Origin of the sequence: Parablautia sp. Marseille-Q6255 (assembly GCF_951230155.1) — a bacterium.
In the GTDB taxonomy this organism is placed as follows: domain Bacteria; phylum Bacillota; class Clostridia; order Lachnospirales; family Lachnospiraceae; genus Choladousia.
Window position 1 is genome coordinate 52,140 of sequence record NZ_CATNVD010000016.1, and the last position, 14,172, is coordinate 66,311.

General features: G+C 38.4%; 12 protein-coding genes and 1 pseudogene. 1 reads left to right on the plus strand and 12 read right to left on the minus strand.

Annotation, left to right across the window (positions count from 1 at the left end; all coding sequences use genetic code 11):
* Positions 1-576 precede the first annotated feature (576 nt).
* From QOX44_RS13260 to glgB, 6 genes are all read right to left on the minus strand, one after another.
* Entirely contained in the window at positions 577-1,503 is a 927-nt protein-coding gene (locus tag QOX44_RS13260) for an alpha/beta fold hydrolase (RefSeq protein WP_283683676.1), read from the minus strand.
* 45 nt (positions 1,504-1,548) lie between these two features.
* Positions 1,549-3,300, minus strand: a complete 1,752-nt coding sequence (gene dhaK / locus QOX44_RS13265; RefSeq protein ID WP_283683677.1) for a dihydroxyacetone kinase subunit DhaK — start codon at positions 3,298-3,300, stop codon at positions 1,549-1,551.
* 18 nt (positions 3,301-3,318) lie between these two features.
* Positions 3,319-4,452, minus strand: a complete 1,134-nt coding sequence (locus QOX44_RS13270) for a glycerol dehydrogenase (protein WP_283683679.1) — start codon at positions 4,450-4,452, stop codon at positions 3,319-3,321.
* A gap of 153 nt (positions 4,453-4,605) precedes the next feature.
* On the minus strand, positions 4,606-5,523 hold the full coding sequence (locus QOX44_RS13275; RefSeq protein ID WP_283683681.1) for a PocR ligand-binding domain-containing protein: 918 nt from the start codon (positions 5,521-5,523) through the stop codon (positions 4,606-4,608).
* A 78-nt stretch (positions 5,524-5,601) separates the two neighbouring features.
* On the minus strand, positions 5,602-5,988 hold the full coding sequence (locus tag QOX44_RS13280; protein WP_283683683.1) for a hypothetical protein: 387 nt from the start codon (positions 5,986-5,988) through the stop codon (positions 5,602-5,604).
* 92 nt (positions 5,989-6,080) lie between these two features.
* A complete protein-coding gene (gene glgB, locus QOX44_RS13285; protein WP_283683685.1) occupies positions 6,081-7,862 on the minus strand; it encodes a 1,4-alpha-glucan branching protein GlgB in 1,782 nt (593 codons plus the stop codon).
* A gap of 72 nt (positions 7,863-7,934) precedes the next feature.
* Between glgB and QOX44_RS18330 the strand changes: the two are divergent.
* Positions 7,935-8,064, plus strand: a pseudogene (locus tag QOX44_RS18330) (IS91 family transposase); the annotation flags it as partial.
* Positions 8,065-8,180: 116 nt separating this feature from the next.
* Here QOX44_RS18330 and QOX44_RS13290 read toward each other — a convergent pair.
* From QOX44_RS13290 to QOX44_RS13315, 6 genes are all read right to left on the minus strand, one after another.
* Positions 8,181-9,956, minus strand: coding sequence for an oleate hydratase (locus QOX44_RS13290; protein ID WP_283683687.1), 1,776 nt, complete (start codon positions 9,954-9,956; stop codon positions 8,181-8,183).
* Between the two features lie 153 nt (positions 9,957-10,109).
* Complete coding sequence (locus tag QOX44_RS13295) at positions 10,110-10,691, minus strand: TetR/AcrR family transcriptional regulator (RefSeq protein ID WP_283683689.1); 582 nt, start codon at positions 10,689-10,691, stop codon at positions 10,110-10,112.
* A 146-nt stretch (positions 10,692-10,837) separates the two neighbouring features.
* Positions 10,838-11,758, minus strand: coding sequence for an alpha/beta fold hydrolase (locus tag QOX44_RS13300; RefSeq protein WP_283683691.1), 921 nt, complete (start codon positions 11,756-11,758; stop codon positions 10,838-10,840).
* Positions 11,759-12,452: 694 nt separating this feature from the next.
* The gene (locus QOX44_RS13305) at positions 12,453-12,725 is read right to left on the minus strand and encodes a DUF4316 domain-containing protein (RefSeq protein ID WP_283683693.1); all 273 of its coding nucleotides are present in this window, start codon (positions 12,723-12,725) and stop codon (positions 12,453-12,455) included.
* A gap of 23 nt (positions 12,726-12,748) precedes the next feature.
* Positions 12,749-13,084: a DUF6050 family protein gene (locus tag QOX44_RS13310; RefSeq protein WP_283683695.1), complete on the minus strand. Its 336-nt coding sequence runs from the start codon at positions 13,082-13,084 to the stop codon at positions 12,749-12,751.
* Entirely contained in the window at positions 13,077-14,153 is a 1,077-nt protein-coding gene (locus tag QOX44_RS13315; RefSeq protein ID WP_283683696.1) for a DUF6017 domain-containing protein, read from the minus strand. The genes QOX44_RS13310 and QOX44_RS13315 overlap by 8 nt, the downstream gene beginning before the upstream one ends.
* Between the last annotated feature and the right edge of the window lie 19 nt (positions 14,154-14,172).

The following is a 14,172-nucleotide window of genomic DNA, read 5'->3' on the forward strand; positions in this document are numbered from 1 at the left end:
AATTCTACATACTATTTCATTCTTCTTCTATGGGCAAACGTCTTCTATATATCCAAAAACTAGGCAATCTTAACATGTTTGTCTGGATTCATTCAAAGTCCTAAATTAATAAAAGCTTCCCATTGCCGATATAAGTTTCGACAATGGGAAGCTTTGGGGTATTCAAACTTTATGAGGGGCGATTTAAGAGGGTTCTTCGTAAGGGGCTAGTAAAACGAATAGGGTAGAGGAAGTATAAATTTCTCGCCCCTCCCATTGAACCGTACATACATGTCTCGTATATGACTCTACAACTTATATTTCAACTTTAACTAAGTAATAGGATAAGGGATTGAGCCATCCTACTCCATCTTTTATCCTATTTTCAAGTAAATCTTTACTGATTATGAAATTTACTACATTCATACTCCTAATGCATAAGCCCCCACTTCTTCAATCCAATGTTAAATCCATGGTTCAAAAGCATGTACCAGTGTCTGCCTCCAATCCATGCACCTCCGAAATGCTCCATTATAATAAGCGCGCATACTTTAAGTAATTCACCGATATCGCCCTTTTTTATAGAATTTTTCAATTTCAAATTATATTTGCATCCATAAATGCAATAACCCCAGCTTCTACTTCGTCTTTAATCTCCGTATAGTTTAGAATTTCATGACGATAACCAGGATAGAGTTTTGTTGTAACACGATGTCCCGTAGAACGTAGCCAATTAGCGACCTCGTATACCCCCTCTCCGTATTCGCCAACTGGATCCATATCACCTGCAATGTTATAAATTGGGAGCTCCGTTGGGATTTTTTCAGCCCATTCTTTCCCAGTGATTACATCCATTAACTGTGTAAAATTATACAAAGATTGATTATTTGTCGGTTTAGTAAATGCGTCAAAAGGATCGTCCGCATGATCCTGTTGCACATATTCACTATGACAAATCCACTCATTTCCAAGTTTTATTTCTCCACAATATTCGCACATCCATCCCAGTAATATATTTACAATAGAGGGATCTGCTTCTTTGCCTTTTCCTTCATCAATCAATTTTTTCAAAAATTTGGCACTTTCTGCAGAATGACGGAATACACCACATGTGCCACAAATTATCAGTCCATCAAGTTCAGTTCCATATTTCGACGCATAGTCTCTTGCAATCATAGATCCCATGCTATGTCCGAATAAAAAATATGGAAGCTTTGGATATTTCTCTTTAACAAGAGTTGTAAGGGTATATTCGTCTTCCATCATAGTATGAGCACCTTTGTCGCCCCAATCTCCCCATGTATTGTTTTCCAATGCCGTTTTACCATGTCCTACATGGTCATCAGCAGCAACAATATAGCCTGCATCCATAAATTTTACAATCAAATGTAGATAACGTCTAGAATGCTCTCCAAAACCATGGATTATTTGAACGATTCCTTTTGGCTTTGTGGCTGGAACATAAATCCAACCATAAACTTGATCTCTTTCGTTAAAGGATTGAAATTTTACTTCGTGTAACATACACACACACCTCCATTAAAACTTATTAATGCCATTCCTTTTTATTCAAAATACAAGTGTATTCTTCAAATCTGTAAATATCACACCAAGAGCATACGCGCCTGCATCTGGATATCCAATACTTCTATCACCAACAGTACCTGCACGTCCCATTCTTGCCGCAATTGTCTCTGTAGCTTTTGCGCCTTGCACTGCTGCCTGCGCTGCTTGTGTAAAAGCATGTTCGAATGTTTCTTTTTTATTTGCACAAGTTGCCCAAGTATCTGCACACGGGACCAACGCATCAATCAGCGTTTTATCACCCACTACTGCACCTCGTCCAAAAGAATATTCTCCCGTTTTCTGGATTCCTGCTACTGCCGCCTGCATCATATCCGCAAATTCTAAAATCTCCAGCTCTGTTTTTCCATCTGTCATTTTTCCTGCTGCTCGGAATGCAGAACCCCAGATTGGTCCGGACGCCCCTCCACAATGTTCCATAATCACCAATGAACACGCCTGAAGAAATTCTCCTATACTGGATGTATGCTCTTTCGTAAGTTCTTTCCACTCTTTCTTAAGCTGACGAAATCCTTTTGCCACACTCATTCCAAAATCTCCATCACCGGCATGGGAATCAAGTTCACAGAATGGAACCTCATTTTTGATAATGCAGTGGCTCATGGTGTCTACCATATAAACGATATTTTCTAGTGTAACTTTTTCATTGTTTACTTCTGCACAAGCTTTATATGGTTCTTCTATCAAATCCTCTTCTTTTTTACATTCAAGTGTCTCTTCCTCAAGTACAATTTCCGGAACATGCCCCTTTACAGAAAATGCCGGCGCTTCCGATTCTTGATCTAAAAGTTCTTTTAATTCTGCATTCATTTTCATAAAAGTTAAAGATGCTCCAAGCATATCAATACTTGTCATATAATTTCCTGCAAAGCTTCTGTAAATACGTATTTTCTTTTCGCGAAGCACCTTTGCTACTGCATAATTAAAAAGATACAACTCCTGTAAGGGAGTGCTTCCAAATCCATTCACCAGAACGGTCACTTCTTCTCCTTGAGTTACATTTAATTCTGTTATCAATGCATCTGTCATTCTTTTAGCCAGCTCATCTGCCGAAGGAATGTTTTCCCTTTGAATTCCAGGTTCTCCGTGAATACCAACGCCATACTCCATCTCATGTTCTTTTAATTCAAAGGTTGGAGTTCCTTTTGCCGGAACAGTACATGAACTCAGTGCAAATCCTATGCTTCGCACATTACTTATTGCATTTTCCGCCGCAGTTTTCACCTGTTTCAGAGATCCTCCTTTTTCTGCTGCTGCACCTGCTATTTTATGTACTAGGACTGTACCTGCAACACCTCGCCTGCCTACCGTATAGAGGCTATCCTTAACAGCAATATCATCATCCACCTTTACATAATCTACTTGAATCCCATCTTCTTCTGCAAGGTGAGCTGCATTTTTGAAATTCATCATATCACCACTATAGTTCTTTATAATCAGAAGTGTACCCTTATCACCGGCAGTTTCCTTAATCGCTTGATACACCTGAATCTGAGACGGTGACGCAAAAACATCTCCGCAAACAGCCGCATCCAGCATTCCCTTCCCCACAAATCCTGCGTGTGCCGGTTCGTGACCACTTCCCCCACCACTAATCAGGCTAACCTTCTTTTTATCAAGAGTTTTTTTTCGAATAATCTTGTATTTTTTTATAAATTCCAAATCCGGATTTGTTAAAGCAAGTCCTTTACACATTTCTTCCACAACTGTTTCCGGACGGTTAATGATTTTTTTCATACTTCATTCCTCCTATCCTTAACAATTGCGTGTTTTGTATTCTTTTCCAATAGAATCTGCCAGTTTAATTGCTGCAGCAACCTTTTCCACTGTAACAGGGAATGGCATTGCATAAATAGATTCTTCTGGAATACAAGCCTTTTCTGCCACTTGATATAACTCTTCTTCTGTGATGTTATTCACTCCAATATCCTCCAAGCAAACCGGAAGTCCAATGGATAAACAGAACTCAAGAACTTCTTCTATTTCTTCCATAGGCGCATTTTCAAGCGCAAGCTGTGCTATAGTTCCGAAAGCTACCTTTTCACCATGAAAATATTTATGTGTCCCCTCTAAGATTGTAAGTCCATCATGGATAGCATGAGCTGCTGCCAAACCGCCACTCTCAAATCCAAGTCCAGAAAGTAAAATATTGGTCTCAATTATCTTTTCCAGGGATTCTGTTACCACATGATTTTCGCATGCAAGCTTTGCTTTCCATCCATCTTCTAAAAGAGATTCATAACAAAGGGAGGCTAACGCAAATGCAGCCTTTGTCCCTCTTGCTTCACCACACACGCCTTCACGAAAGCCACATGGAAGTCCTGCATTAACTCTTGAATATGATTGTACATTAGCACGTGCTTCGAAAAATGTAGATAATGCATCTCCCATTCCTGATACCAAAAAGCGAACAGGCGCGTTGGCAATTACCGTAGTATCAATTAAAATCACGCTTGGGCTCTGTTTGAAATATGCATAATCATCAAAGGCACCTTCTGGAGTATATAAAACTGCTGAATGACTGGTTGGTGCATCCGTAGCTGCAATGGTAGGAACAATGATCAGATTTTCTCCCTCTGCCACACACTTTGCTGTATCAATGGCTTTTCCTCCCCCTAGACCGATGGTACATGTGCAATTACTTTCTTTTGCCAGTTCCTGTAATCTAGAAACTTCTCTTCTTGAACATTCTCCACAGAATTCACTTTCCACAAAACGAATATTGAATTTTTCTGCAGTACGCTTTAATTTGTCCCCTACTCTTTTTACATCATCCGGATGAGCAATCAAAAGCGCTGAATCCCCAAATGTTTTTACAAAATAACCAAGATTTAAAATCTCATCTTCTCCCTGTACATATTTTGTTGGACAGATAAATGCTTTTCTCACAATAATTTCCTCCTTCTTTCACCGTTTTTTGATAGCATTATCTTATTATATATTTCCGCTAATTTCTGCGTGATTATAAATCTTGTTTTTGTATTTTTTGCTATTACTTTTTTGCTTTATCGCTTTTCAATTGCACTTTTATGATAAATTGTATTAATTTTTCACTTTTTTATGTACATTCTCCCTATGCTTGCGATACATTCCCGGTGTCATCCCTACTTTTTTCTTGAATGTTCGAATAAAATATCCCGTTTCATTAAATCCCAACCGATAACTAATATCGCTAACAGACCATTCTTCTATTTCCAACCATTCTTTTGCTTTTTCTATTTTTGCATTTGATACATATACCGAAAATCCTTCTCCGGTTTCTTTTATAAACAACCTGCTTAAATGACTGGCACTTACATGACAGTTTTTTGCTGTTTCTGCAAGAGTAACATTATTTTCTAAATTCTCTTCAATATATTTCTGTGCCATTTCCACAATTCTATTCTTTTTGACCCTTTCTTCATTTTCTTTATGAAGAACGAAATCTTCCTCGTGTACACCCATGGCATTTTGATTTTCCCTCTCGACAATATAGTTGCAAATATCATATAACATATATGAAACTGTATTAATCTTATTAAAATCCAATTCACGAACCTTCTCATATTCATCTTTTAAAGCTTTCAATTTCCCTTGAATTATTTTATTTTCTGGGGCTGAAGCAATCTGCTCTAAATCATTATAATCTGTCCTTACTTGTCCGATCATTACTGCACCTAAATATGTCTCTTTAAACACAATGGGAATTGCCACATCCACCATTCCAAAGCAACACTTATAAATATATGGCTTGTTTTGTCTCACTGCTTCCGCTCCACCTCGAGAATCACATTTTTCACAATACTTTTTCAAAACCTCATCTGATCTTACCTTGTCACAAAACTCACAGCAACAACTATGCTTTGTAATCGGTCTTCCCTTATAATCCACCATCAAAATTGCCATACCTGTTGTTTCTGCCAAGGAATCCTGTACTATTTCCCATTTTTTTATCGAAAAAACTTGTTCTATTTTAATCATCGATGCCTCCAATTATCTTTCATATACATCATTTTACTAGAAACCATTTTATATTATTATAGCAAAGGTCATAAACACTTAATAGATAAAAAAGAAAAACCTTACTTTGAAATTAGCCTGAATCATTCCAAGAACAATTTCGAATCCTAATAATGATAGTTTGTTTAAAATTTTCCCTTTTGGGGCTGTATTACTTAGACACTCCAGATATTTCTCCTCTTCATTTGTCAGGATAATCGTTTCTTTTTCATACTTTGACAGTTTCATAGCATTTATCCTCTCCTCCTTTCCATATCCTGCTCCAAATATCTCGGTACCGGTTTTCCAGATTTCACAGCGATTGCAATCTGTTTTTCCCGTAATCTCTTGATCACCGACTCTCTTTTCTTTGGTTTCTTTTTTGAGGATTGTTCTGATCTTTGTGCCGGCTTTCTTTCCACTCTTTCTTCTATTGATAATTTGCATCTTCTCCAACCCACTAAAAAGGAAAGCGAATGCTATCCTTGATTAAATTCCAAAGATAACCTTCGCTTTTTTACATTTCATAATTTCCAAATTTACTTTATTTCTAACAGAACAGCAGAAAACGGATTTAATGTACAGTTTAGCACACCATTTTTAAGGGTACAGATTTCCAGATTTTCTGGGGAATCACCACCAAAACGGTTCCAGTCACTATAAACAAGCATCTTAACCTGTTTTGCCTCTTCAATCTCCACTTCATAATCGTTCTGTATCTGGTCACTGAAATTAAAGATTGCTGCCAGTTTTTCATCCTTGCCTCTTCTTAAAATTGCATAAATACGTCGGCTCTCCTGATGACAGTCCAACCACGAAAATCCTTCTTCCAGATAATCCCAGGAAGACAGCGCCGGATGTTCCAGATAAGCATGATTTAGCTCCTTCATAAATCGATAAAAAGAATCATGAATCGGATATTTTCTAAGATTCCAGTCCTGCTCTCTTTTTTCATCCCATTCTCTCAACTGTCCAATTTCATTTCCCATGAAATTGAGTTTTTTTCCGGGATGAATCATCATATAAAGATACAGGGCTCTTGCCTGTGGAAATTTATCTTCATATTGCCCATTCATTTTTTGCAAGATTGTGGCTTTTCCATGAACCACTTCATCATGAGATAAAGGCAATAAAAAGTTTTCATTCCTAAAATAATGCATGGAGAATGTTAGTTTATGATACTTTTCGCTTCGATTCTGTGGATTCGATTGGAAGTACTCCAACGTATCATGCATCCAGCCCATATCCCATTTATAGTCAAAGCCAAGTCCACCTTCACATACCGGTTTCGTCACATTTGGAAAATTTGTAGAATCCTCTGCTACCAGAATACATCCGGAATTTAATCTTTTCAGTTCCTGATTCATAAATTTGATAAACTCCACGGCGTTTCCATTGACACCTCGGTGCTCATCGCCCTGCCAGTAAATGATGCGACTTATAGCATCCATACGCAGTCCGTCAAAATGAAATTCTTTCATCCAATAATTTGCTGCAGACTGCAGAAAACTTCGTACTTCTCCCCTGGAATGCATGAAATTATGGCTGCCCCATTCGCTGACTCCCACATCCTTACTTGGATATTCATATAAGCAGCTCCCATCATATTTTGTCAAGCTGTAATCATCTATAGCAAAATGCACCGGCACAAAATCAAGAATTACTCCAATGTTGTTCTGATGGAGTCTGTCAATCAAGATTTTCAGCTCATTCAGAGTACCATATCTGCTGGTAGGTGCAAAAAAACCTGTATTTTGGTAACCCCAGCTTTCATCACAGGGATGCTCACTGATGGGGAGAAATTCCACATAATTATATCCTGTTTCTTTTAGATAAGTAATCAGGGGTTCTGCAAGCTCATCGTATCGGTACCATTCATAATTCTCTTCAATCTTTCGTTTCCAGGATCCTATATGCAATTCATAAATGTTCAGTGGTTCACCTTTCCTGTCATTTCTGGTATCCATCCATGTATCATCCTGAAACTGATAATCATAAAGATTTCTAATCACGGATTGATGATCCGGTCTTAGCTGCATTCCAAACCCATAAGGATCACAATGATCCGTGGCACTTCCGTTTTGTCCATAAATACGATATTCGTAGCATTCCCCTTCCTTTGCACCTTCTACATAAACTTCATAAAAATTTCCATCGTGTATTTTATTCATAGGAATTTCCTGACCATTCCACAAAAGAACTACATCTCTGGCATTTGGTGCAAAGGTAGAAAACTTTACTCCGCTTTGCATCAGATGGGCTCCCATCCATTCATAAGCATCTAATGTTTTTCCTGTATAAAATCCATAAAAATCTGGCATTCCATCCCTCCTGTAACTGCATTGTAGGCTTATGAGTATCTTGTAAAATTTTTTTCAGACTATTACGAAGAAATAATTCACTCTTCATCCCAGAGCTATTGAGATGGAAAATATCGATAAAATGATTAACTTTGGGCATCCATCTTTTGGTTGTGCCATGTATGGATGCCCTCACTGTGGAAGACTCAAATTTGTCCCTTTCACTGTCACATCGGTCTGATATCCTGCCACCTTCTGTACCTTTGGATATTTTCAACAAACATCCTATACGATTTCCTCTCCACTGTATCTTCCAAAAGTGTCTTTGTACTCTTAGCTTCAAATAACATGATATTCTTTCAGCAGTTTTTCCACATCTGTGTTTTTGATAAAGTCTAAAGCCTTTTTAACAGCAATCTTTTCCTTGATTCCCAACTTCATCTGAGTCAGTGGTTCTCCATCGCGCAATTTAACAGTTGCGTTCAAAAGATCCCTCACATCATATGTGCTGCCCCAAACCTCCGGGACTCCACGATCCACATTAAGCAAGGTATAAACAGCTTCCATACCGGTACGCATAGAATACTCTGTCGTAAAAATAGTATCCCTTGCTGTCTCGGCAAACTGGCCAATAAATGCAAAGTTTACTGCTCCATCAGGAACAACTTTTGGACGGTCTGTATCATTTCGAGGCATGAAAAAGGCATCAATATAAGGCATCATAACAGGAACCGTATTTGCACTATTCGCAGCCAACTCTTCAATTTCACTTTCCGGCACACCAATATGGTACAGCCATTCCATACAGATTTCTTTACCCGTACAATCTCTCATCGGCTTTTTGACATAGTCACCAGGTCTGTCATTAAAGAGCGCATATATCCAAACGAGACAATGGTCTTTCGGCTGGGAACGGAACTGTGGCTGACGGTTAATCGTCCAACTCAAAAGCCAGCTGGAATCTTTTACAGATACAATACCGCCGGTGACCACTTTACCAGTAAACGGATCTCTTTTACAGATATTTGTGATATATGGAATAATTCTTTGATCAAGTGTCTCCACAGTGGCACTCATCCAGTTACACAGTTCACTGTCATAACAGAATTTATCAGGATTTCCAAAGTCAGGGCTCTGGGCGGCAATACGTCTCCACATATCCCATCCGCCACCTGGCTTGATTTCCGGATTATATGGAGCCGGCGTATTTTGTGATCCCATTGCAGAATTTTCCACACATCCTCCATTTGTAATGAATACAAGATCATCCTCTGTGAGATCAACGAAGCGGGTCTCGCCTTCTGTTTCGACTTCAATACGGGTAGCCTGCTTTCTATCGGATGTAACATCAAACTCAACATTTACAACCTTTGTATTATAGTGGAATACGACACCGGCATTTTCCAGATATTTTACCATAGGAAGGATCATACTCTCATACTGATTATATTTTGTAAAGCGCAGAGCGGTGAAATCAGGAAGCCCTCCAATATGGTGAATATACCGCTTAATGTAACGCTTCATTTCCAGTGCGCTGTGCCAGTTTTCAAACGCAAACATCGTCCGCCAGTACAGCCAGAAGTTTGAATCAAATACTTCATCGTCAAAATATTCATCAATACGTTTATCATACAATTCTTCATCCGGCGTGAAAAACAGCCTCATGATCTCCATCTGTGCTTTGTCTGAAACTGCAAATTTCTTATCTGTATGTGCATCCTGTCCCCGGTTGACAGTAGCACGGCAAAGGGAGTAATTCGGATCTTCTTTATTGAGCCAATAATACTCATCCAGTACACTGACTCCCTCAGTTTCAATAGATGGGATAGAATGGAACAAATCCCACATAACTTCAAAATGGTTATCCATTTCACGTCCACCACGCATTACATAACCTACACCCGGATATTCAAACCCATCACAGGCACCACCAGGAATCGGATCTTTTTCAAAAATGTGTATACGTTCACCTTTCATCTGACCATCACGGACAAGGTAACATGCGGCTGAAAGTGCTGCCAGCCCTGTACCAATAATATAAGCTGACTTGTGATCTACTCCTTCTGGTTTCTGCGGATGAGCAAAAGCTTCATAGTTTCCACTTGAATAATACATAATCATACCTCCTGAATTTCAATTCGTTATATATGTTTTTCAATTACATCCTCAATATACATTGTATGATAACTACTCTCAATCAACAGAATAGCCCCATCATCGAATTCTTCGATGACAGGGCTATATTGTTGTTTTTTTCGACAAACTCCCTCATTTGCTGATATTATCATATGGCTTATCAATCCGGCATTTTTCAAGCATACGAATGATATCTCCCTCTATTAAATTACTCAGTCTGAAAATCATCTTTTCCGGTGATGGTTTCATGTCCTGCCGTATCCAGTCCAGCATCATACCTACAAAAGCATACTTGTAAAAATCGGCAATAAATTTTTTATCCTCCTCCCTGACACTCATGCCTTGTGCACATTCTTCAACAACGTTAATAATCAATTGATAAACAACCCTGTACAGATATTGAATAATCTGTTCCTGACTCACATGACGGTAAACATTAAGTATAAAAGGCTTGTTTTCTTCTACGGCTTGAAAAATATTCAGAAATCCCTGTTCCCATGTATCATATGTAGTATTTCCATTTGCTGCTATGCGGGAATCCTCCTCACAGGACCATTCAATGAGGTCATAAATATCTTTGAAATGATAATAAAAAGTTGCACGATTGACACCACAGTCTTCTGTAATATCATTAATCGTAATTTTGGTAACCGGCTTTTTCAGTAACATCTTTTTGAGAGATGCCTCTAATGCTCTTTTTGTAATATCCGACACTTATCAATCCCTCCTGTTCTGTATATCATTCCATTCGTATGAAAAATATTATACCAAACTCACATATTTTCCACAATGAACAAAAAATAAAGCACTGAAACTTCCTAAAAGCAAAAAATTCAGTGCTATATTGTAGGTAAATCAAATTACAAATGACAAATCAGCCAATGCCTGATATCGTCATAAACGTCTTCTTTGTCTGTCTCATTGATCAATTCATGTCTATCATTTTTATAAAGTTTTATCGAAATATCCTTAATTCCTGCTTTTTTATAGATTTCATAAACATTTTTAACTGCTTTTCCATAATTCCCAACAGGGTCTTCTTCTCCTGCAATCAAAAATACAGGAAGGTTGTTCGGTATTTTTGCAATATTATTTGAATTCTGTATGAATGACAGCACGTCCAATAAAGTACGGTATCCATTTACCGTGAAGGAATATGTACAATACTTATCTGTGTTATATTTATCAACAATAGTTTCATCCTTTGTAAGCCAATCATTTGATGTCCTGACGTTTGAAATATGATCATTATATTTGCTGAAAAACATATTTTTCAGCATCTTGGATCTATAGCGGTCTCCCTTAAAGAATTTAGTCAGCGATACCATTATTTTACCAGCTTTCAGTACACTTCCAGATTGGTTGCCTGTTCCGGAAATAATCACTCCATCCAACTCATTTCCACATGTCATTATATAGCGCCTTGCCATAAATGACCCCATACTGTGTCCAAACAAGAAGTAAGGAACATTAGGGTAATTTTTCTTTGCAAAACGGGTTACTTCATATAAATCTGCAACGACAGTTTCACTCATGTTGCTTGGACAAAAATACCCCAAATCGTCATCTGTTTTTGCCGTTTCTCCATGACCAAGATGGTCATTCCCAATTACAAGAATACCATATTGGTTTAAGTACCTTGCAAATTCATCATAGCGTTTTATATATTCAACCATTCCATGGGAAATCTGAACAATTCCAATTACTGGCATATTTGGCTCCCAAATAACAACGTGCAGATGATTTTTTCCATCCGTGGATGGTAAATAAAATTCCTTCATAATATTATCTCCTCTTTTTTAATAATCTTTTTATACCTCTTAATCTTAATTCGATTTAAAATAATAGAAGTGTTGCTACAAAAACGAGAAATGCCAGCAAGTTCCCCACAAAAATTGCTAGAAGGTATGTCTTCTTAAAGACATAAAGGATAAAAGTTCAACCTAAACCTAAAAACAAACCGCGAACAATACTTCGGTAATCCAAGCCAATACAGCAAAAATAAATAATGCATAACAAATGCAATAACCTAAATCATCTTTAAGCTTCTTTCTCCACTCCTTAATCAGTGTTTCCCTGTGTCTTATTCCATGCAACTTCTATGTCAGCATACCAAATTCTCATCCGCCATCAATAGACAATTGCTCTTACTATGCTTAAAAAACGGTCATATTGATAAGATTTGTCTAACAACTCATTTTTTATGATTTATAACTCTTTCGGTGAGAGAATTAACCTCTCCGTTAAAATACATTACCCAAACTGGAAGAATAATAGTTCTGGTATAATTCCCATTAAATAATAGCCAGGTTTGTAATTACTATTTGGGGCGGATGATATCTGTAAATCCCAATTAAAACAATTCGTCAATTTACATGGATTATACAAGTAATTATACATACCTTCTAGATGTCTATTTATAGGATATGTGCCCTTCTTTTGTCCATTTTCGGACATATAAGAATGACAAAAGTATCAATCCCTCCCCATTTCAGGCTTCTTCACCGTATCTTTTAGTGGTTTGCTTTCTGATTTTTCACCGGAAAGCTGCTCTTTGGCAAGTTCCAATCTTTCTACGATTGAAAACGCCCTTACTCCTTCATTTACACTTTTTACTATGTCCTTTACCATGGAATTGTTCAGCATCCCATCTATCTGGTTATAGTTGGCTTCCTCCAGTTCTTCAACTTTTGTAAGAGGATTTCTCGCTCGGCGTTCTGTCAGGTCATCCATTAATTTTCTGTCCATCTCAGACCTCCGTTTCATTCAATTTACCGACACACACCGGTCATTCGTATAACTCCCGAAACAAGTCCCTTTGTCAGTGTAAAAACCGCTTCCAGTAAACGCCATACCAGTATAAAACCACCGATAATACCACCTACCAACAGGTTTAATGCAAATATCCCAACTGTTTCACCAATACCGTAACCGCTGGGTATCAACCAGACAAACATCTTCTGTACCCCAAACGGTATTCCCATCAGGAACAGCAGTTTCCTGTAATCAATGCCGCCCTCTGCCATACACAGTGGCCGGAAAACCACTGCCAGAAAAAGGACTGCCATCACCGGCCATATTACTTTTTTCCAGATTTCCTTAACCATTACTCCAACCTCCTCCATACATATCATGGTTGACCTCTGCCCTGTAGTAATTTCCAATCGTGCTTGGGGCATTAAACAGGCAGGTCAGCAAATACGCTTTTACATTCCGGACTTTTGTTGTCGTGTCATGCAGGCATTCAAGCACATACTGGATATGGGAATAATTTACCTTCAGAAGCTTATTTTTTACAAACTGATACGGATATTCAGCCCCGCTGATCATAACGGTCTCCCGGTCAATGCTGATAGTCTCAACCAAAAGCTCTACGATCTCGTCTATGTACTCACGGTCACCAGTCCTGCATCCCTGGATTAAAATGTCATAATCAATATTGGTTTTCACAATATCGGTATATGCCTGTATGACAGCCATCGCATCCATCCTATCTTCTGTCCTGTTTCCCTGCATTTCCACTGATGGATTGATAAGATCAGTATTACTCATATAATTCTTGTTAATATAAGTATTATTAGGGTCGGTTTTCCCGACCTCTGCACTTCGGTTTTTCCGACTTCCGGACTTCGGTTTTTCCGACCTCCAGACTTCGGTTTTTCCGACCTCCAGACTTCGGTTTTCCAGAACTCCAGACTTCGGTTTTTCAGAAGTCTTGACTTCGGCTGCTTCGGCTTCCTGATTTTCTTCAGTGGACTCGTAATTTTCTTTCTCATCAGCAGACTCCTTGCACTCCTGTCTGTCCTTAATCAGAAAACTTTTCACATAAATAATGGCAGGTTTACCTAATCCACGCTTAACACGCTCAATCAGGCCAATCCCTTTTCCGGTATCCAGCTCGGCAAGAATTTTTACTCCCTTATCCTTTCCGCAATTCATATACTGCATGACCTGCTCCAGAGTAAAGATGATGTACACCCTGTCCTCCTCGTCAATCCAGTTATTTTTGATGGATAAGGACATCCTGTCCAGCATCAGGCCATATAGAACTTTGGCATCGCTGGAAAGATCCTTAAAATAGTCATCTGTGAACAATACTTTGGGAATACGGTAAAAAGCAAACTGCTCCGACTCATAACCATGGAAATAATCAAATTCAACATCGTGTTTTGCCATTTTGCTTTCCCTCCTTCCC